We start from the raw sequence: 18,884 nt of genomic DNA, 5'->3' as shown, positions 1-18,884 counted from the left end.
CGGCGCGCACTGCCGCCGCCGCACGCGGCTTCGAGGTCAGCGCCTCGCTGGCCGACGCCCTGGCCAAGCTGCCGGTGCCGCGCGTGGTGTGGCTGATGGTGCCGGCCGGTGAGGTGGTCGACCAGACCTTGGCGGCGCTGGCTCCGCACCTGTCAGAGGGGGACGTGGTCATTGACGGCGGCAACTCGTACTACAAAGACAGCGTGCGTCGCTCCGCACAGCTGCTGCAGGACGACGTCACCTACCTCGACTGCGGCACCAGCGGTGGCGTGTGGGGTCTGCAGGAGGGCTACAGCCTGATGATCGGGGGCGACAAGGCCACGGTCGAGCGTCTCGGCGACATCTTCCGCACCCTCGCACCGGCCGCTGATCGCGGCTGGTCGCATGTGGGCCCGAGCGGGGCAGGGCATTACTGCAAGATGATTCACAACGGCATCGAGTACGGCATGATGCAGGCCTATGCCGAGGGCTTCGCGCTGATGCAGCGCAAGGCCGAATTCAATCTGGATCTGGCCGAAGTGGCGCGCACCTGGCAGCACGGCAGCGTGGTGCGTTCCTGGCTGCTGGACCTGAGCGTGGAAGCGCTGGAAAAGAATCCGCAGCTGGACGGCATTGCGCCTTATGTTCCGGATTCCGGCGAAGGTCGCTGGACCGTCGCCGAGGCCATCGACCTCGATGTTTCCGCCCCGGTGATCACGCTCTCGCTGCTCGAGCGCCTGCGTTCGCGCGAAGGCAATTCCTACAGCGACCGCATGCTGTCCGCTCTGCGCAACCAGTTCGGCGGCCACCAGATGAAAACCGACTGACACCCGTAGAGCCGGGCTTGCCCGGCTCCTGTTGGGCCATGCGCGATCTCATCCACGACGCTGGAAACTCTGTGCTCTCGCTCTGGTAGCGTCGGTCGACAGACGACGGCCCTCAGACCTGCAACATCCGGTAACGCATGACCCCAATCGAAACCCGGCGACACGCAACGCGTGCCGCCTACAAAACCACCCGCCGCCCTTCCGCCGAACTGCTTACCCCCGCCTCCAGCAACCGCATCACCTGCATCGCCTGCGCAGCACTGACGGTGGCTTCGCCCTCACCCCGCACTGCCGCCGCGAACGCCGCATACAAACGCCGATAGTCCCCAACCTCACTATCCACCGTAGTCCGACTCACTCCCCCCTGCGCATCCTGCTGCACCACAACCCCATGTACCGGGTCCACGCCATACCCCGGTGCACCCGGTGCAACCCCTGCACGCAACTGCTCCTCCTGCACATCCAGCCCGTCCTTGAGGTAGCTTCCCCGCGTGCCATGCACTGAAAGACGGGGGGCAGACGCCGTCACCAACGACCCCGCATGCACAATCGCGCGCATCCGCGGGTAATGCAGCACCGCATGGAAGTAGTCGTTGCTCAAGGCCCCCGCACGCTGTGCAGCGATATCTGCAGTAATCGCCTGCGGCCAACCAAACAGCACCAGCATCTGATCCAGCAGATGCGGCCCCAGGTCCATCCACAAGCCCGCGCCCGGGACATCACTTTCGCGCCAGCGTTCGCGCACTTGTGGACGGAAGCGGTCGAAGTGCGAATGGCGCTCTGCAATCTCGCCCAGCGTTCCGTCGGCCATCAATCGCTGCAGGGTCAGAAAGTCCGCATCGAAGCGACGGTTCTGGAACACGGTCACCACACGATCCACTTCGCGCGCGGCCGCGATCACCGCCTCGGCTTCGGCCACGCTCAATGCAAATGGCTTGTCCACCAGCACATGCTTACTTGCACGCAGCGCCGCAATCGCCAGCGGCGCATGCTGCGCATTTGGCGTGGCAATGACCACGGCGTCCACCGCCGGGTCTGCCAACAAAGTCTCCACGTCTGCATGAATGTGCACGTCGGTAAACCGCCGCATCAGCGTGTCGCGCTGCGAACTCACGATGCTGTGCAGGGCTAACCCGGGTGTGTGCTGCAGCAGCGGCGCATGGAAAACGCTTCCAGCCAGCCCGTAGCCAATCAAACCCACCTGCGTCGCCGTGTTCATCGGAATGTTCCTGCGAATGTCACCCCTATCGTAAACCCGGTTGGTGCAGTGCGGAAACATGAACCGTTCTGAATCGATTCCTACGATTCACAGCGGCGTTATTCCAAACCGACGTGGTTTCCACGCATGACCTCCCATAGTGCAATCACAAACACGGGAGACATCCGCATGACCAACAAGACCCGCAATCTGCTTGCCGCTTCGCTCGCCCTCGGTATGGTGTTCGCCAGCACTGCGGTGATGGCCAAGGACCCGCCGAAGACCGGTGACAAGGCCATGGACCACAGCGCCATGACCCATGCTGATACCCATGATTCCGCTGAGCCGGTGACCGACAGCTGGATCACCACCAAGGTCAAGGCCGATCTGCTTGCCAGCAGCAATGTGCCGGGCACCAAGGTGGAGGTGGAAACCGTCAATGGCGTGGTTACCTTGAAGGGTAATGTCGCCACGAAGGCCGAGCACGACAAGGCAATCACCACCGCCAAGGGCATCAAGGGCGTGAAAAGTGTTGATGCCAGCGCGCTGAAGGTGTCGGCGGCTGCTGCTGCCAAGCGCTGATCCTAAGCTGGAAAGTTTCAGTGACAAATGGCGCGCCCACCGGCGCGCCATTTGTTTTCAAAGAGATCGTCACTTTGGCATAACGGTGAACGGGCGCAGGATTGGGGTGCGGGGGCGCAAATGAAGCACCTATGGGAGGTCGATCATGACCGCTACCAACACTTTTCTGGAAGGCTTCTTGGGGCCGCCGTCGAACGGCGGTAAGTCTGTGCCGCAGAAGCCGTCTGCTGGATCCAGGGTTGACGCTGAACCCGCTTCGTCTGGCACGGACAGTGACATCAAGTTGGAAGTCCGCACGATGATTCTCAGCGTGACCTCGACTGCCTTGCCGGAAGAGCGCGCTACATTCGACGTGGAGGTCAATGATGGAATCGTCAGGTTTATCGGCAGCACCGACTCTGTAATGCTCTACAAAAGATTGGCTCAGCTGGTCCCGGAATGTAGGGCAATTCATGGGGTAAGGGGCGTTGATATCAGTGGCGTTGCCAAACCTTAGGTTGGTATCGCTGTTTGTTCGAACCAGGCGCACCTCCAGGTGCGCCATCTCTCTGTAGCCACACGGAGACGCGAGTAGGTAATCCTCCTGACCTGCTATTGCTCGATGAGCGAGCATGCTTCACGACGATCTCACGCGCACAGGGAGCACGCTTATCAAGCGGGGGCGCATAGCTGGTACGCATGGGAGTTTCGACCATGAGCAAGAGCACTGTAACTTTTGAAACTGGCATTGGATGCGGAAATCAGGTGGATTCCATTGAGCGCGCATTGGCGCGCCCGACGGGTGGACCCGGAACAAATACGGAATCAGGTTCAACGCCAGGAAACGACAGTGATTCATCCGCCGCTTCACCTGGTGCAGCAGGGTCTGCCTCTGGTCAGAAACCGGTGGACCGGGAACGAAGTGCCTAGCAGGAATCTGCATTCCTGATTAACGAGGAGCGCCATCCTGCGCGATACGCGCTCGTCCGTAGATTGACGGCGGGGTAACGGGCGTAGGGTGCATCATTTGGCCGCGGGGGCTTGTTTCACCAATGCCTACGGGCAGGGGGTATGAGATGAGCATGTTGCCTGACGAGACGGACAAGGTATTTTCAGAAGTGATCGGCACCGAGATCGGTGAGAGCTACGGTATCGGGGGGCTGGGACTTGGTGACAATCATGGCCGTGGTGACGGTGGCACGGGCGACGGCACGATCGGCGTGGGTACTGTCACTATTGGCAGAGGACCGGCACCTGCCCAAAAGGCAGCGCGCGCAGTTCTGAAGAACAGGAAGTCCAAGAAGTGAGTGCCGGCCCTGCACCACCGCTATCTGACTGACCACCGGTTACCTCCACCCAAACGAAGGCGCGCCCCCGGCGCGCCTTTTCTTTTGCTTAATTTGTCCTGAATGGAGGCCCATTCACGTTAGTGTGGAGTATATTCACCGCATCGCCTCCCGCAGGGGTGGGGGGGCAGGGGATGCGGACACTCTGACGAGGGGTTATGGCGCTGTGTTTCGGTGGTGATCTCAATACAGGGCAACGCCTCGACGGCAGGAAAAGGAGCGTCCATGCCGCGTAACGGCCCGGTCCTGGGGCATCTGCGCATCCTGCTGGTGGACGACTCCCCCGGCGAGGCGGAGCTGTTGAGCGGGCAGATTCTGGCCGCCGGGCTGGAGGCCAGCTTCCAGCGTGCTGAAAGCGCGGCCGAACTGCGTCGAGCGCTCGCTCGGAGCACCCCGGATATCGTGCTCTCAGACCTGAGCCTGCCGGGCTTCTCCGGCCTGGATGCACTGCGGATCGTGCGCGACAGCCACCCGGACATGCCGTTCATCTTTGTCTCCGGCACCCTCGGTGAAGAGCCGGCCGTAGAGGCCCTGCGTGAGGGGGCCAACGACTACATCATCAAGCACCAGCCGGCGCGGCTCCCCTCCGCGGTGGCGCGCGCGGTGCGCGACGCGCGGGGTGCGATCGACCGCGCCCGGGTCGAGGCCGAGCTGATGCGTGCGCAGCGGCTGGAAAGCCTGTCGCTGCTGGCCGCCGGCCTCAGCCACGACCTGCGCAACATTCTGCAGCCGCTGCTGATCATGCCGGACCTGCTCAAGGCCCGCACCGACGACCCGCAGCTGCGCCATCTGGCTGACGTGATCGCCGAATGCGGGCGGCGCGGGCACGAGATGGCCGAATCCATGCTGTCGTTCGTGCGTGGGTCGCGCACCCCCAGCGAGCCGATCAAAGTGGCCATGCTGTTCGAGGCGGTGGCGCTGCTGTTGCGCAGCAACCTGCCGCCGGAGGTCGAGCTGGAACTGGAAGTGGCCGACCCCGAGCTCACCGTGCACGCCAATTACACGGAGTTGCAGCAGGTGTTGTTGAACCTGGCCTTGAACTCCATTCAGGCGATGCCTGACGGTGGCCGGCTGACCCTGCTGGCGCAGGCCGACAGTGATGCCCAGGGACTATCCTGGCTGCGTATCGCGGTGTCCGACCAGGGCACTGGCATGAGCCAGGAAGTGCTGTCGAACCTCTTCAATCCGTTCTTCACCACCAAGCCCAATGGCACGGGACTGGGGCTGATGTCGTGCAAGCGCATCATCGAGGGTGCGCAGGGCCGGATCCAGGTGCAGAGCGCGCCGGGCGACGGCACGCGATTCGATCTGCTGCTGCCGGCGTATGTGGCACCTGCGGATGCACCGGTGGCGGAGCCGCCGGTCGCTGCAGGCAGCGGCCAATCCATACTGGTTGTCGATGGCGAGGCTACACGCCTGTCGCTGCTCGGCAATGCGTTGTCCAGCCAGGGCTACCACCTGCAGTTGGCCTGCGACGGTGCCGCTGCATTGCGCTGGATGCAGCAGGAGGCCATGCCGGCGCTGGTGATTGCCGATGCGGGCTCCAAGTTGCTGTCGGCCAGTTCGCTGCTGCGCGAGATGAGCGCGCTGGGCTATCACGGGCCGGTGCTGGTGCTCGAAAGCGAAGACGTGCCGGTGCGGCGCGGGCGCTTCCCTGCGGGTATTCCAGTGCACGTGCTGCGCAAGCCATTGGAGATGCAGCAGGTGTTTCGATCGGTGGCCGAGGCGCTGGCGTAGCGAAAACTCGTATTAGGCGAGGCGCGCAGCTTCACCGCCGGGTAACTGTTGCTGGGGGCATGATGCGCCTGCGGGGGCGCACATGATCGAGGGAGATCCCCTATGGCATGCTACTTTCCACGTCACTACAGCCTCGATACATACAATTCCGCGCTTTCCATCCACCGCGTTTATACAGAAGTTCCCGATTCAGCGCTTGGTTATGGGGGGAATGGAAAACCCTCTACTGACTCCGAAATCAGTATGGCAGTCGTAGACCTGATTCCATTCTGCCTCGACCCGCACGCGACCGGAGGCGAAAGCTACTTCTTGAGGGTCAGAACTGTGGCCGGGAAGGTATCCATCAACGGATCGACGGGGTCTTCGGCGGTTCGCGATGCGTACCGGAAGTGCCTGGTACGGATCAAAGCGGAAGTAGATACAGTCACCGGAATAGACGATGTCGGAGTCGTCCACGCGTCTGATCCAAAACCAGATCGGGGCGATGATTTGATGGGCAAGACCGCCGGTCTGATGGACTGGAGGTTGGGGACGCTTGTGTCGCCCAGTTGTACGATCAGGGTAGATCATGTCGACAACGTGATCTATGTCAGGGGCTCCGCTCCCTTCAAGGAAGATTACAAAATCATATCAAGCCTCGAGACAGACCTGCCCATGTTTCCACATGTCAGCAGAATCGACATGAGCGGCGTGGTGGGTTCATGGTTCGATACGCCCAAGGAGAAGTAGACGCCGTCCCCGCGACCGGTCATGCAATCATTGGGCCGCCCGTCTCCCACGGAAACCGCGGTTGGAGGGAGAGCGGCGGGCCGCGCAGCAGGCGAAACGGCTTCACTGCCCGGTAACTGCTCTCGGCGGCATGATTGGCCTGCGGGGGCGCAGACGATCAACGGAGATTCCTAATGGTCCGTTATGTCCCCCCCGCTTCTAGTCTCTCAAATCTCAACAGCACGCTGTATGAGGACCGCGTGCACGCAGACGTGCCCAATGCAGCCATCGAACTGACTCGCGATTCGCTACTCACCACTGACCCGGCAATCAGCATGTCTGTCGTTGACACGATTGCAAGTTGCCTCGACCCTTTTGCAACGGGAAGCCGTTGCTACTACCTGCGTGTTGCGACGGTGAACGGCAACGTTTCGATTGCGGGTTCAACGGGGTCCCCCGCCGTGCGTGATGCTTACCGAAAGTGTCTCGCCCGGGCCAAGGCTGAGGTCAAGGGCATCAATGGCATTGACGACATTGCTGTAGTCCACGCCTCTGATCCAAGGCCTGAAAGAGGGGAGGGTCTAATGGATATTACAGCCAGTTACGTGGATTTAAGGATGAGAAGTATCTTGTCGCCTACCTGTGCAATCAGAGTGGACCATGCCAATCAAGTGATCTTCATCAGGGGCTCTGTCCTGTACAACGAGGATTACGAGATCGTTTCAGGGTTCCAGAAGAATCTGCCGAATCAATGGGCGCATATCAGCAAAGTGGACATAAGCGACGTGCTGAACGTCGGTTGCGACAAACCTTTGCCGAAGTGAGGCGTTCTCCGCGACGGCAATCTGTGTATTGATAAGGCATCGGTACAACAAGAGAATCATGACCAACGTTCGTGACCTACCCGGGTCAACCTCGACCGGCGATCAATGTAGATCACGACCGTTGGTCGCCATCCCCCGTCTCCCACGGAAACCTTGGCAACGCCGCCACCGCCTGCTCCAGCCGCCGCGACCAGTTGCCGTGGATGTCCGCGTACAACGGGCTGTCGGCGGCCAGGCGCATGCGCTGGGTGATGTGCAGGTCGCCAGCGCGCAGCAGCACCAGGTCGAACGGCAGGCCCACCGAAAGATTGGAGCGCACGGTGGAATCCAGTGACACCACCGCCGTGCGCGCTGCATCGTCCAGCCGCGTGTGCGAGCGGATGATGCGGTCCAGGATCGGCTTGCCGTATTTGGACTCGCCGATCTGCAGGAACGGGGTTTCCGGCGAGGCCGCAATGGCGTTGCCCAGCGGGTAGATCATGTACAGGCCCGGGCGCTCATTGCCGACCTGGCCGCCGAGGATCAGCGTTGCCTGGGTGTTCACCCCGTCGTGGCCGTGCTCGGGGGTGCTGCTCTTGACCTGGCTGTCCACCAGTACCCGACCCACGTATTCGGCCACCTCGAACAGATGGCGGTAGGCCAGCAGGCTTTCCGGGCGCTGTTCCTGCGCATCGCGGCGCAGCCGCGACACCAGCAGCTGGGTGGTGGCGAGGTTGCCCGCCGCCATGAGTACGAACACGGCCTGGCCTGGAAACTCGAACTCGTGCAGCTTGCGGTGCACGCGGACATCGTCCAGGGAGGCGTTGGTCCGGGTATCGGCGGCGAAGACCAGGCCCTCGTCCACCTCGATGCCGACGCAATAGGTCATGACAACCCTCTATGATGTGCACCCCGATTCTATGCGGTGGCCGTGACGGCACCATGTGGATTCGCCCCACGTACGCTGAACACCATGACCACTGTGCTTCTGAGCCTGGGCAGCAACCTGCAGCCGCAACAGTATCTTCACGCCGCGGTGGAGGCCCTGCGCGCGCGGTTTGGCGCGATTACGGTCTCGCCGGCCTACCGTACGGCGGCGGTGGGCTTTGACGGCCCCGCCTTCCTGAACAACGCCGTGGCGATCGAGACCGACGTTCCGCTCGAAGAGCTGGATGCGTGGCTACACGCGCTGGAAGATGCCCACGGGCGTGATCGCAGCGGGCCGCGCTTCTCCGACCGCACCCTGGACATCGACGTGGTGTTCTATGGGGACCTGATCGTGGAAGGCCCGGGGCACCTGCGCATTCCGCGCCCGGAGCTGAAGCACGCGTTTGTGATCAAGCCGTTGGCGGATATCGCGCCGGCGTTTGTGGATCCGGTGAGCGGATTGACGCTGGCGGCCTTGTGGCGGGCCCATGCGCAGCGCGATGAGGTGTTTGAGGTGGTGGATCTCGTGCCGTAACGGATGCTCCATGGACCGCCTGGGCCGGCCAACGGCCGGCGCTACCAATGGGGTTCATGCGCGGTCCCGGTAGCGCCGGCCGTTGGCCGGCCCACGCGATGCCGCCAAAAGTCAGGACAGCTGCCGTCCCCCATCCACCCGCAATGTGTGCCCGGTCACAAACGGCGCGTCACTGGCCAACCAGTACACCGCCTCGGCAATCTCCTCCACCGTCCCCGTCCGCCCCAATGGGGTACGCGCCAGCAGCGCCTGACGGGCGAAGTCATCCTTGCCCTGTTCCGGCCACAGAATCGCCCCCGGGGCCACCGCGTTCACCCGCACCTTCGGGGCCAGCTCCAGCGCCAGTGAGCGGGTGATCATCTCCAGCGCCGCTTTGGCCGCGCTGTATACCGTGTGGTCGCGCATCGGGTCGGTGCCGTGCAGGTCGGTCAGGTTTACGATGCAGCCCTGCTGGCGGCGCAGGTGTGGCGCAGCGGCCTGGGCCAGCAGCAGCGGCGCACGGGCATTCACCGCGAAGAGGTCGTCCCAGTGCTCGGCGGAGATCTGGCCCAGCAGGGTGGGGTAGAAGTTGGAGGCATTGTTCACCAGCGCGTCCAGCCGCCCGAACTGGCCCACCGCCTGTTCCACCAGGTCGGGCAGGGCGGCGGTGTCGCGCAGGTCGGCCTGCAGTGCCAGCACGCTGCCCGGCCGCACCATGTCCAGGTCGAAGGCCGCCTGCTGCAGCTCGGCGGTCGAGGTATTGGCATGCAGCACCACTGACCAGCCGCAGGCATGGAACTGGCGGGCAATGGCCGCGCCAATCCGGCGCGCGCTGCCGGTGATCAGCACCACGGGTGCGCTTTCGGTCATCGGGGGTCTCCCTGCTCGGCTATGCTGTGCATTGTCACCGCAATCGCCCGCGCCATGCATTCTTCCCTGCCTCTTCCCGACTCCGACGCACTGGCCCACAGCGACCAGCTCAGCGAAGCGCTGCGCGCTGAAATCCTTGCCAATGGCGGGGTGATGCCGTTTTCGCGGTTCATGGAACTGAGCCTGTACGCGCCGGGCTGGGGCTATTACAGCGCCGGTGCCAGCAAGTTCGGCCCCGCAGGCGACTTCACCACCGCCCCGGAAATGGGCCCGCTGTTCACTGCCACCCTCGCCAACGCGGTGGCCCCGGTGATGCAGCAGCTGGGCCCGCAGGCGCGCTTCCTGGAACTGGGCGGCGGCAGCGGCGCGTTCGCTGAAATCATGCTCAAGCGCCTGCTGGAACTGGATGCGCTGCCCGAGCGCTACGCCATTCTGGAGCCCAGCGCCGACCTGCGCGAACGCCAGCGCGAGCGCCTGGAGAAGGCGCTGATTCCGCCGGTGTTCGCGCTGGTGGAATGGCTGGACCGCCCGTTCGACGATGACTGGGACGGCATGGTGTTCGCCAATGAAGTGATTGACGCATTGCCCACGCCACGCTTCCTGGCCAAGGATGGGATGGTCCATGAGGAAACCGTGGAACTGGATGCCGAAGGTGCGTTCATGCGTGGTGCGCAGCCGGCCGATGCGCTGCTCAGCGCCGCCGTGCGTCATGTCGAGCGTTACCTCGGCCAGCCGTTTGCCGATGGCTACCGCTCCGAACTGCTGCCGCAGCTGCCGTACTGGATCCAGGCGGTAGCCGGCGGGCTCAAGCGCGGTGCCATGCTGTTTGTCGATTACGGCTACCCGCGCCACGAGTATTACCAGCCCGAGCGCGACGATGGCACCGTGCGCGCGTTTTATCGCCATCATGTGCACAACGACGTCTACAAGTGGCCCGGTCTGCAGGACATCACCGCGTCGGTGGATTTCACCGCGCTGGCGGAGGCCGGCACTGGTGCAGGCTTCGAGCTGGCCGGATATTGCACGCAATCCAGCTTCCTGCTCGGCAACGGGTTGGACCGGCTGCTGGCGCTGGCCGAAGAGCGTACCGATGAGGTGGGTAAGCTGCGCCTGCGTGACCAGGTGAAAAAGCTGACCCTGCCCACCGAGATGGGCGAGCGCTTCCAGGTGATGGGCTTCCAGCGTGACGTGAGCATGGATGCCTCGTTCCTGCTCGGCGATCTGACCTGGCGACTGTGAGATGACGATGACAGGGATGTTGAAGCCGCTGCGGCGGCCGCGATTCTGGCTGGGGCTGTGGTGGTTGGCGGTGATCAGCGTGATTGTGGTCTGCCTGATCCCACCGCCGCCGCTGCCGGACCTGCCGAAGAACAGCGACAAGGTGGAACATTTCCTGGCGTACTTCGTGCTGGCGGGGTCAGCGGTGCAGATCTATCGCACGCGTACCGCGCTGTGGTGGGCTGCGGTGGGGTTGGTGTTGATGGGGATTGGGGTCGAGTTTGCGCAGGGGGCGTTGACGGACAACCGCAGTGCTGATCCGGCGGATGCGGTGGCTAATACGCTTGGGGTGATTGTCGGAATGGCTATCCGGTTTACGCCGTTGCGGGACTTGTTGGTGCGGTTGAAGGGGTAATCCATGCGGTGCCCGTGACCGCGGTGCTGGGCCTGGTAGGGTCGGACGACAGTCGACCGCCCATAGCAATCATCACTGCTATGACGCATGACCATCGAACGCAGAGGCGCTTCTGCATTGAAGGTCATGCGTTACCGTGCTGGTACCCACTGCGTGCCGTTGTCTATCGACCGACGCTACCACGTGCTTCTGCACGAAATGGGCTGGGCACATCTCAATCAGATCCAGGCTCCAACCCCGTATCAACGCGAACTGCCGACGTATTGACAGTTCCCGGCTTGTCACGGTTGATGCGCGTGGTCACCTCGACAATCTTGTCGAAGATCACCTGAGACCGGACGGCCCCAGCTACGCGAATGTTCCGATCCAGTGTTGCAACCTTCAGTGCAACGCAGTCCTCCGTGCCCCATCCCTCCAACAGCACTTCCCGAAGCATCTGCGAGAACCTGAGGCTGGTCTGGAAGTCATACATATCGCCAGCGGTTGTGTCCTCTTGCAATTGACTTACCGGCTGGATGTCCAGCCTTTCGATAGTGGTTCGCATGTCGGTACCCCTCATTCCTTGGTGCGTTCCCCCGCGCGCTGATGCTGCGCGCAGCGTGCGTTAATGGCATGTGATCCATGCGGAACGTCCGGTAGGGTCGTCTGTCGACCGACCGTACCAAAGCCATTGCACGTGGAAAGTCGACGATACGATGGCGACCCGGTTGTTAGTGGGTACTCTGCGCTCCGTGCCTGCGAACAGACGCGCATGGCGCGTCTCTACAGGTTGCGGAACCAGGCGGCGAAGACCTCGTCGCCCATCCAGGTGTTCTTGCGACACAGGTGCGTCATCAGCGCCTCGTCTTCCTCGGCACGTTTGAAGCGCTCGTCATCGTCGCTACAGCGAGCCGAATCCAACTCCTGTTTGGCTTCAGCCAGGAATCGCGACAGGCGATCCTCAATCGCCCACACCGCCATTTCAATGCGCGGCAGCCGCGTGGTCGGTGCCACGCTCACGCCATGCAATGCCATCTGCAGACGCTCGATGTGATCCGGATGGTTTTTCAAGGCGGAGCGCAGGCTGCGCGGTACCGGGGGAAGCGGCGGGCGCGGGCGTGTCGTTGCAGGACGCGTGTAACCGGGAAGCACCTGACGGAAGCGCTTGATCACCATGTGCGCGATTCCTCGCAGCTGTGCGGCAGGATGCGGCCGGCGTGTGCTTCTGCCATCTCCAGATCAAACCGGACCTGCAGGTTCATCCAGAACCACGGCGAAGCGTCGAAGTACTGGCCAAGACGGATCGCGGTGTCTGCGGTAATGGCCGCCTTGCGCGAGGCGATGGTGGCGATGCGGGTGTGGGAAACACCAATGGCGCAGGCGAGGGCGCGGCCGGAGAGCTTCAACGGGCGCATGAAATCCTCGGTGAGGATGTCGCCCGGGTGCAGGGGTGGGATCTGCTCGCTACGTGGTGCGTTCTTCGGGGCGCGGCGTTTCGCGCGCCGGTGTGACGATGTGTTCATGGGAATCTCTCCGATGTGCCGGTGGAGGACGCACGCCACGCGTAATCTGCGCGGCGCGCACGAAATGCCTGGGGTGCCTGGGATGCTTGGGATTCCTGGGATGCTTGGGATCCGGTAGGGTCGGACGACAGTCGACCGCCGATAACGGTAATCGGCACGGTGACGCATGACCGTTGACCGAGAGGCGCGATCCGAAGGCGCACGGGCGCCCTGTCCGGGCGCTGCGCCGGGGGATGTGGTTGTTCATGGCTGTTCTTGTATGGGTGCTGGGTGACCCGCACGCGCGGGCATGACGAACGGCGTTGGCTTCATGCCGACGCGCATGGCGCGTCGCTACAGAAGCCTATGCGCATGAGCAGGATTTCGACCTGGTGCACGCGCGTATCTGGCGACGCTTCGATGGTGCTCGCTGTGGCTTCAGGTCGCGTAGGCGCGACGTCATCGTTCGCGGGTGTGTCTGGCCAGTGTGTCTGCATGGCATGCCTCCTGTGAGATGCGACCCCTGTCAGGGTGACGAGGGGTCGGGAGGTTAGAAACCGTAGAGTCAGCAAAAGCCGGCGGGCGTATTCCCCCCTTACGGGGGTGTTTTATTAGCCACCCTCCCGACGTAGGACACGACATCTCCCACGCAGGGCATCAACTGCTAACTCTTAGGAGTTTCTACGCTCCGGGGACAACACTGCAGCAGATGAGGGGCGGTGCACATCAGATAATTCCTACGCATCGTCGTAGCTGTGTGCCGGATGCGCAAATCGTGCGTCGTGATTGGCGCGGGGATATTTGCGGAAGAGTTGAATGCGCACCTTGGTGTCGTAGATGACACCGGAATGGTGATGGTTCCGATTTGGGGTGTGTGTTGCGAAGCGGATCGTTGGGGAGGTGCGGGTGGCGCGTTACCGGGCCGGAGGCGACATTTGGGGCCGGAGGAGCGCGATTTCGGTTGGGGGTCCATGCGTTAATGGACGTTGGGGATTTCACGGCGATCGTCTGTCGACCGATCCCACCAAAGCGCAAGCAGCCCTATGGCGTCCAGGGGGCCGGCACATCGTTGTTCCCATGGCCCCGACGCGCCCAGCCGGGAGGGCGTGGGCGGCGGGTTGTTCGCGGCGCGATCAGCGCGGCAGCAGGGTGAGTTCGTCCAGCACCCACATGGTCGGGCGGGTGTCGCCGGTGAAGCGGACGCACAGGTTCTGCGTGCCCTTCAGCGAGCGCGGCAGGGCGGCTTCCAGGGTGATGAAGCCATCGGCATCGGGCTTGGCCGGCAGCGGCACCGTGGCCAGCGGCTTGCCATCGCACTGGCCGCTCAGGATGTCCATTTCCCCATGTGCGCTGCGTGCCTTCTCGAACCGGCGCTGCGGCTCGTCGTGTGCCAGCTGGAAGTAATAGGGAATGTTGCCCGCACGCACCCGCACCTTGCCGATGCCGTCCACGTTCGCGTTCTGCCAGAACCAGCACGGGTTGAAGATGTTCACGTTGAACACCGCGCGCGGGCCGTCCGCCGGACCATCGTCTTCCAGGCGCAGCAGCAGTTTGCCTTCGGCCGGGCACAGGTCCAGATGCTCATCATTGCGCGTCAGCAGCGACGCTGCGGTAATGTCGAAGCGGCTCGCCGCCTTCGCCAGCGCCTTGCCGTCGAAGAAGGTCGCCGCCTGCACGCCCGCCGGCAACGGCTGGGTCAGCGGGGCGGTGTAGCGGGGCGACTGCGCGGTCACCGGGCTGCCGTCCACGCTGTAGCGGATCTCGTAGTTCAGCGGCGTGCGCAATGCCAGCGTCGCCGTGCCCGCCTTGCGATCATCGGTCACATCCGCTTCGACCTCGAACGGCGTCTGTGCGTAGGCAATGCCCATCGCCTGCCAGCGCTGCAGCTGGGTGGGCAGGCGGGCCAGGAAGTCGGCGAAGTCGCGGCGTTCGCGCGGCGACCAGCCGGTTTCCGCTACCGCGGCCAAGCGCGGGAACAGGTTGTGCTGCAGGCGCGCATAGCTGCGCGTGTGCTCGGTGAACATGTTTGCCTGCAGACCCAGAATGTGCTGCTGCTTGTCTTTGGCGAGCGCGTCCGGCACCGGCTCGAAACCGTACACCCGGCCCAGCGGCGTGCTCAGCGGGCGACCCGGCGGCTCGTTCTCCGAGTTCGTCTGCAGGTAGTCCATGTACATGTCGGTCACCGGCGACATGATCACGTCATGCCCCTCGCTGGCCGCCTTCAGGCCGCCCTCGGTGCCGCGCCACGACATCACCGTTGCTTCCGGCGGCAGGCCGCCTTCCAGAATCTCGTCCCAGCCGATCAGGCGGCGGTCGTGCTGCTCCAGGTACTTTTCCAGCCGCTTGATCAGGTGGGCCTGCATTTCATTTTCATTGCCTGCGCCGACTTCCTTCATGCGCGCCTGCACGCGGGCGGAGGCTTCCCACTGGTCTTTAACCGCCTCGTCGCCACCCACGTGGACGTACTTGGACGGGAACAGGGTGATCACTTCCTCCAGCACGTTCTCCAGGAACTCGAACGTGCTTTCCTCGGTGTTGAACAGGTTCGGGAACACGCCCCATTCGCTGATCGGCTTCAGCGGCGTGTCAATCGTGCCCAGCTCCGGGTAGGCCGCAATCGCTGCGGTGGCGTGGCCCGGCACGTCGATTTCCGGAATCACCTGGATATGGCGGGCGGCCGCGTATGCGATCACTTCGCGGATCTGGTCCTGGGTGTAGAAGCCGCAATACGGGCGCGGTGCGCCGGTGGCCGGGTCACGGCCGCCATCACCGGCCGGCAGGCGGCAGCTGCCCACTTCGGTCAGCTTCGGGTAGCGCTTGATCTCCATGCGCCAGCCCTGGTCATCGGTCAGATGCCAGTGGAAGGTGTTGAGCTTCTGCTCGGCCATCGCGTCCAGCACGCGCTTGATCTCGTCCAGGCTCTGGAAGTGGCGCGCCGAATCCAGCATCAGACCACGCCAGCTGAAGCGCGGCGCGTCGTCGATCTTCAGGGCGGGCAGGGTGCCGGGCGTGCCGCTGGTGAGCAGCTGCGAGAGGGTGGCCGCGCCGTAGAACAGGCCGGCTTCGGTGGCGGCCTGCACGGTGACCCCGCGCGCGTCGCTGCGCAGCTGGTAGCCCTCCGTTCCGGTCTTCAACGTGGTGTCCAGCACCAGGCGGATGCCATCCTTGCCGCGCGCCGTCGATACGGTCAACGCGGGGCCGCCGCTGTTCTTCAGCTGCGTGGCGAACAGGCTGGCCACGCGCTGTGCGGCATCGCCTTGGGCGTGCAGCGGGGTGGCGGCGGTGACGGTGTAGCCCGCTCCAGCCAGTTGTTCCAGATGTGCCGGTGCCGGCAGCAGCGGCAGTGAGCCGGGCAGGGCACGCGGGCCGTCCGGGGCTTGGGCGTCGGTGGCGTGGGCCAGCGGAGCGAGAGAGAGTGCCAGTGCGAACGACAGCAGCGACAGCGAGGTACGACGGGTGCGGATGGGCATCGGGTCATTCCTATTGGTGCGGATTTGATTCTATCTGCGAAAAGGGCCCGGAAATCCGGGCCCTTGGGGTGTTGCGTACAAGCCGGGCAAGCCCGGCTCTACATCATCAGTACTTGAAGCGGAAGTTCAGGTAGTACTGGCGACCGTTGGAGTAGAACGAGGTCGGGATCGACGCGCTCTGGTAGTACTTGTAGGTCGGGTTGTTGAGGTTCAGGCCGTCCAGGCTGATGCTCAGCCAGTCGGTGGCCTTGAAGTTCAACGACGCCGACAGCGTGCCGAAATCATCCTGGTAGTACGGGTTGGTGCCCGACAGGCTGATCAGGAACGAGGAGCGGCGGGTGTAGCTGACGCGTGCACCGAACCGCTCATTTTCGAAGTAGGCACCCACGTTGTAGGTGTTCTTCGAAGTGCCCAGCAGGTTGTGGGTGCCATCCGACCAGGTGTGGTCTGTGTTGCCGTCCGCGTAGGTGTAGTTGGCGTTGAAGCCGAAGTAGTCGCCAATCGGCTGTTCGTAAGCCACTTCCACGCCGGTGACCTTGCCGTCGGCATTGATCGGGGTGGAGATGTCATACGTTTCCAGCTGGTTGGTCAGCTCGCTGTACAGCTGGCGCTTGACCACGTCGAAGGCAATGTAGTCCTTCATGTCCATGTGGTACGCACCCACCGACAGCAGGCCGCGCGGCATGAAGTACCACTCCAGGTTGGCGTCCAGGTTGGTCGACAGGGTCGGCTTCAGGTTCGGGTTGCCGCCGCCGCCGGTACGGTTCAGGTCCGAACCCCACGAGGAAGCACCCAGTGCGGAGTAGTCCGGCAGGGTCTGGGTCTGCGATGCGGCCACGCGCAGCACCAGGTCATCGTCCAGGTCGAACTTGATGTTGGCGCTGGGCAGCACGCGGTCGTGCTTGTTCTCGAACGCGGTGCGTTCCCACATGCCGAACAGGCTGCTCACATCAGCGTCGGCGGCGTTGGCCACGGCGTTGTAGCTGTTGATGTCCTGCTTGATGTTGACGTAGCGCAGGCCGATGTTACCGGCCCACCAGTCACCGCTGAAGTTGGCCTGCACATAGCCGGCGAAGTTCTTCTCCTTGACCTTCCATTCGGCACCGTAGTTGTGACGACCGGTCGGACCGTCATTGCCGGCCAGCCAGGTGGAATTGTTGATGATGGCGGTCTTCAGTGCGTCCGGTGTGTAGTACCAGATGTTGCGCGGGAAGGTGCCGCCGACGTCGCCCGCGAAGCCGCTCGGGTAGTTGCCGGTGGCGCTGCCCTGCAGCGCGGCCCAGATGTCACCTGGGGTGGCACCTTCCGGCGACAGCGCTTCGCGTTCGTGGTCGGCAAAGCGCACGCCGAAGTCGATCGAGCTAAGTGCACCGGCGCTGAAGTACTGGCTGAAGTCCAGGGTGGCCCAGTCTTCCTTGTCTTCGGCCTTCACCAACTGGTTGCCCCAGGTACCAAAGCTGGTCACGCCGCTCGGGCTGATGTCACCGCCAATGCTCCAGTCCACCGGAGAACCGGCACCGTGCGTGGCCCAGCTGGCACCGCCGCCCTGGCCCAGGGTGACTTCGGCAATGAACTGACGCGGCGTTTCGCCGGTGCCCTTGGTGGTGCCTGCCTGGAACTTGGCGTCCAGGGTGTCATTGATCTGCCAGTCTGCGTCGAAGGTGACGTAATTGGTCTTGGCCGTGGCTTCGCGGTAGATCATGTCGTAGACACCATAGTTGGTGCCCGGCACGCCAGCGTAGGTTGCGTTGGTCAGCACGCCGTCCACCACGGTGTAGCCCGGGTTCGGTGCCTGCGACTTGGCGAAGCTGCTGCCCCACAGCATGAAGTTGCGGTTGTAGTTGTTGGCTTCCAGTTCCGAGCTGAAGCCGCTCAGCGACAGGCTCAGTGCATCGGTCGGCTTGAACTGCACGGTCAGCAGGCCGCCCTTGCGCTCACGGGTCTGCTCGAACAGGGTCGAACCCAGCAGACCCGGTACGCTGACGCCGATGAGGTCGGGGTTGGTGGCAGCGACCGGATCGGTCGCAGCGATCTTGGTGAAGCCACCAGGGATTTCCTGCGCTTCACGGCGCAGTTCGCGCTTCTGGTAGAACGCCTGCAGCAACACGCCGAAGTTGCCTTCGTCGTTCTTGTAGTTGAACAGCGCCGAGTACTGCGGGTCGGTCGATTCGGCCTGGTCCGAACGCACCGCGCCCACCGAGGCTTCCGCGCTGAACTGCTTGGAGAACTGCAGCGGGGTGCGGGTGATGATGTTGACGGTACCGGTGGTGCCGCCGTCCTGCAGCTTGGCCTGCGAGGACTTGTTCACTTCAACCGAGCTGACCAGCTCGGACGGCAGCAGCGAGTAGCTGACGCTGCGGCCCACGTTGTTGCCCTGGCTGAGCACGAACCAGTCGGCCGAACCGACGGTGTGGCCGTTGATCAGGGTCTGGGTGAGGCTGGGGCTGGTGCCGCGCAGGCTGACGCGGTCGGCTTCGTCGAAGCCGCCTTCGTCGGCGCTGGCCGAGCTGATGTTCACGCCGGGCAGGCGCTGCAGGGTGTCAGCCACGTTGTGCGCGGGCAGCTTGCCCACGTCTTCGGCGGTGACCACTTCCAGGCGGGCGTTGGCCTCACGCTTGGTATCCAGCGAACGTTCCATCGAGCCACGGATACCGGTCACCTGGATGGTGTCCAGGTCGGTCGGGCTGGTCTGGGCGGCGCCCTGCGCGTGCGCGCCGAAGGCGATACAGCTGAAGATGGCTGCCGAAAGCAGGCTCTTGCGGTGGTTCATGATGTCTCTCCTCATCAATCTATGTGCGCCAGCGACGGCGTGCGGTGTGCAGCTGTGGTG

Annotated in this window: 18 protein-coding genes; 10 read left to right on the top strand and 8 right to left on the bottom strand. The window is 63.5% G+C overall.

Annotation, left to right across the window (positions count from 1 at the left end; translation table 11 throughout):
- A partial coding sequence (gene gnd / locus RT551_RS10655; RefSeq protein WP_313458374.1) for a phosphogluconate dehydrogenase (NAD(+)-dependent, decarboxylating) occupies window positions 1-806 on the top strand: 806 nt, incomplete at its 5' end.
- A 178-nt stretch (window positions 807-984) separates the two neighbouring features.
- Here the strand turns inward: gnd and RT551_RS10650 are convergent.
- Window positions 985-2,025 carry an oxidoreductase gene (locus RT551_RS10650; protein ID WP_313458372.1) on the bottom strand — a complete coding sequence of 347 codons (1,041 nt, stop codon included), beginning with the start codon at window positions 2,023-2,025 and terminating at the stop codon, window positions 985-987.
- Window positions 2,026-2,193: 168 nt separating this feature from the next.
- Here RT551_RS10650 and RT551_RS10645 point away from each other — a divergent pair, with 168 nt between their 5' ends.
- From RT551_RS10645 to RT551_RS10620, 6 genes are all read left to right on the top strand, one after another.
- Complete coding sequence (locus tag RT551_RS10645; RefSeq protein WP_313458371.1) at window positions 2,194-2,586, top strand: BON domain-containing protein; 393 nt, start codon at window positions 2,194-2,196, stop codon at window positions 2,584-2,586.
- 145 nt (window positions 2,587-2,731) lie between these two features.
- Window positions 2,732-3,082, top strand: a complete 351-nt coding sequence (locus tag RT551_RS10640; protein WP_313458368.1) for a hypothetical protein — start codon at window positions 2,732-2,734, stop codon at window positions 3,080-3,082.
- A 565-nt stretch (window positions 3,083-3,647) separates the two neighbouring features.
- On the top strand, window positions 3,648-3,872 hold the full coding sequence (locus RT551_RS10635; protein ID WP_313458366.1) for a hypothetical protein: 225 nt from the start codon (window positions 3,648-3,650) through the stop codon (window positions 3,870-3,872).
- A gap of 264 nt (window positions 3,873-4,136) precedes the next feature.
- Window positions 4,137-5,648 (top strand): response regulator, encoded by a 1,512-nt coding sequence (locus RT551_RS10630; protein ID WP_313458364.1) that lies wholly within the window; start codon window positions 4,137-4,139, stop codon window positions 5,646-5,648.
- Between the two features lie 243 nt (window positions 5,649-5,891).
- Window positions 5,892-6,377, top strand: a complete 486-nt coding sequence (locus RT551_RS10625; RefSeq protein WP_313458363.1) for a hypothetical protein — start codon at window positions 5,892-5,894, stop codon at window positions 6,375-6,377.
- A gap of 173 nt (window positions 6,378-6,550) precedes the next feature.
- The gene (locus tag RT551_RS10620) at window positions 6,551-7,180 is read left to right on the top strand and encodes a hypothetical protein (protein WP_313458361.1); all 630 of its coding nucleotides are present in this window, start codon (window positions 6,551-6,553) and stop codon (window positions 7,178-7,180) included.
- A 112-nt stretch (window positions 7,181-7,292) separates the two neighbouring features.
- Here the strand turns inward: RT551_RS10620 and RT551_RS10615 are convergent, their stop codons facing one another.
- Window positions 7,293-8,048, bottom strand: a complete 756-nt coding sequence (locus RT551_RS10615; protein ID WP_313458358.1) for a 20S proteasome subunit A/B — start codon at window positions 8,046-8,048, stop codon at window positions 7,293-7,295.
- 84 nt (window positions 8,049-8,132) lie between these two features.
- Between RT551_RS10615 and folK the strand changes: the two genes are divergently transcribed.
- The gene (gene folK, locus RT551_RS10610; protein WP_313458356.1) at window positions 8,133-8,621 is read left to right on the top strand and encodes a 2-amino-4-hydroxy-6-hydroxymethyldihydropteridine diphosphokinase; all 489 of its coding nucleotides are present in this window, start codon (window positions 8,133-8,135) and stop codon (window positions 8,619-8,621) included.
- A 111-nt stretch (window positions 8,622-8,732) separates the two neighbouring features.
- On the opposite strand, the gene RT551_RS10605 is transcribed toward folK, so the two are convergent.
- Window positions 8,733-9,470, bottom strand: coding sequence for a pteridine reductase (locus tag RT551_RS10605; RefSeq protein ID WP_313458354.1), 738 nt, complete (start codon window positions 9,468-9,470; stop codon window positions 8,733-8,735).
- A 54-nt stretch (window positions 9,471-9,524) separates the two neighbouring features.
- Between RT551_RS10605 and RT551_RS10600 the strand changes: the two genes are divergently transcribed.
- Complete coding sequence (locus RT551_RS10600; protein ID WP_311192600.1) at window positions 9,525-10,709, top strand: class I SAM-dependent methyltransferase; 1,185 nt, start codon at window positions 9,525-9,527, stop codon at window positions 10,707-10,709.
- 7 nt (window positions 10,710-10,716) lie between these two features.
- Complete coding sequence (locus tag RT551_RS10595; RefSeq protein WP_313458350.1) at window positions 10,717-11,103, top strand: VanZ family protein; 387 nt, start codon at window positions 10,717-10,719, stop codon at window positions 11,101-11,103.
- 214 nt (window positions 11,104-11,317) lie between these two features.
- Here RT551_RS10595 and RT551_RS10590 read toward each other — a convergent pair whose 3' ends face one another.
- The 5 genes from RT551_RS10590 to RT551_RS10570 all read right to left on the bottom strand — a co-directional run bounded on the left by RT551_RS10590 (window position 11,318) and on the right by RT551_RS10570 (window position 18,824).
- Complete coding sequence (locus tag RT551_RS10590; protein ID WP_313458348.1) at window positions 11,318-11,647, bottom strand: hypothetical protein; 330 nt, start codon at window positions 11,645-11,647, stop codon at window positions 11,318-11,320.
- A 218-nt stretch (window positions 11,648-11,865) separates the two neighbouring features.
- Window positions 11,866-12,258 (bottom strand): hypothetical protein, encoded by a 393-nt coding sequence (locus RT551_RS10585; protein ID WP_313458347.1) that lies wholly within the window; start codon window positions 12,256-12,258, stop codon window positions 11,866-11,868.
- Entirely contained in the window at window positions 12,252-12,605 is a 354-nt protein-coding gene (locus tag RT551_RS10580) for a HigA family addiction module antitoxin (protein WP_313458346.1), read from the bottom strand. Before RT551_RS10580 ends, RT551_RS10585 begins: the two co-directional genes overlap by 7 nt.
- A 1,112-nt stretch (window positions 12,606-13,717) precedes the next feature.
- Window positions 13,718-16,054 (bottom strand): family 20 glycosylhydrolase, encoded by a 2,337-nt coding sequence (locus RT551_RS10575; RefSeq protein WP_313458344.1) that lies wholly within the window; start codon window positions 16,052-16,054, stop codon window positions 13,718-13,720.
- Between the two features lie 106 nt (window positions 16,055-16,160).
- Window positions 16,161-18,824 (bottom strand): TonB-dependent receptor, encoded by a 2,664-nt coding sequence (locus RT551_RS10570; RefSeq protein ID WP_313458342.1) that lies wholly within the window; start codon window positions 18,822-18,824, stop codon window positions 16,161-16,163.
- Window positions 18,825-18,884: the final 60 nt, after the last annotated feature.

It is taken from the genome of Stenotrophomonas sp., from assembly GCF_032103445.1.
In the GTDB taxonomy this organism is placed as follows: Bacteria; Pseudomonadota; Gammaproteobacteria; order Xanthomonadales; family Xanthomonadaceae; genus Stenotrophomonas.
Note: the sequence above shows the minus strand (reverse complement) of the source record. Positions and strands in the feature narration are given on the sequence as shown.

Excerpts from the sequence above, each read along its gene's own strand:
- RT551_RS10650 (WP_313458372.1), bottom strand. The coding sequence starts at position 2,025 with ATGAACACGGCGACGCAGGTGGGTTTGATTGGCTACGGGCTGGCTGGA.
- RT551_RS10645 (WP_313458371.1), top strand. The coding sequence starts at position 2,194 with ATGACCAACAAGACCCGCAATCTGCTTGCCGCTTCGCTCGCCCTCGGT.
- RT551_RS10640 (WP_313458368.1), top strand. The coding sequence starts at position 2,732 with ATGACCGCTACCAACACTTTTCTGGAAGGCTTCTTGGGGCCGCCGTCG.
- RT551_RS10635 (WP_313458366.1), top strand. The coding sequence starts at position 3,648 with ATGTTGCCTGACGAGACGGACAAGGTATTTTCAGAAGTGATCGGCACC.
- RT551_RS10630 (WP_313458364.1), top strand. The coding sequence starts at position 4,137 with ATGCCGCGTAACGGCCCGGTCCTGGGGCATCTGCGCATCCTGCTGGTG.
- RT551_RS10625 (WP_313458363.1), top strand. The coding sequence starts at position 5,892 with ATGGCAGTCGTAGACCTGATTCCATTCTGCCTCGACCCGCACGCGACC.
- RT551_RS10620 (WP_313458361.1), top strand. The coding sequence starts at position 6,551 with ATGGTCCGTTATGTCCCCCCCGCTTCTAGTCTCTCAAATCTCAACAGC.
- RT551_RS10615 (WP_313458358.1), bottom strand. The coding sequence starts at position 8,048 with ATGACCTATTGCGTCGGCATCGAGGTGGACGAGGGCCTGGTCTTCGCC.
- folK (WP_313458356.1), top strand. The coding sequence starts at position 8,133 with ATGACCACTGTGCTTCTGAGCCTGGGCAGCAACCTGCAGCCGCAACAG.
- RT551_RS10605 (WP_313458354.1), bottom strand. The coding sequence starts at position 9,470 with ATGACCGAAAGCGCACCCGTGGTGCTGATCACCGGCAGCGCGCGCCGG.
- RT551_RS10600 (WP_311192600.1), top strand. The coding sequence starts at position 9,525 with ATGCATTCTTCCCTGCCTCTTCCCGACTCCGACGCACTGGCCCACAGC.
- RT551_RS10595 (WP_313458350.1), top strand. The coding sequence starts at position 10,717 with ATGACAGGGATGTTGAAGCCGCTGCGGCGGCCGCGATTCTGGCTGGGG.
- RT551_RS10590 (WP_313458348.1), bottom strand. The coding sequence starts at position 11,647 with ATGCGAACCACTATCGAAAGGCTGGACATCCAGCCGGTAAGTCAATTG.
- RT551_RS10585 (WP_313458347.1), bottom strand. The coding sequence starts at position 12,258 with ATGGTGATCAAGCGCTTCCGTCAGGTGCTTCCCGGTTACACGCGTCCT.
- RT551_RS10580 (WP_313458346.1), bottom strand. The coding sequence starts at position 12,605 with ATGAACACATCGTCACACCGGCGCGCGAAACGCCGCGCCCCGAAGAAC.
- RT551_RS10575 (WP_313458344.1), bottom strand. The coding sequence starts at position 16,054 with ATGCCCATCCGCACCCGTCGTACCTCGCTGTCGCTGCTGTCGTTCGCA.
- RT551_RS10570 (WP_313458342.1), bottom strand. The coding sequence starts at position 18,824 with ATGAACCACCGCAAGAGCCTGCTTTCGGCAGCCATCTTCAGCTGTATC.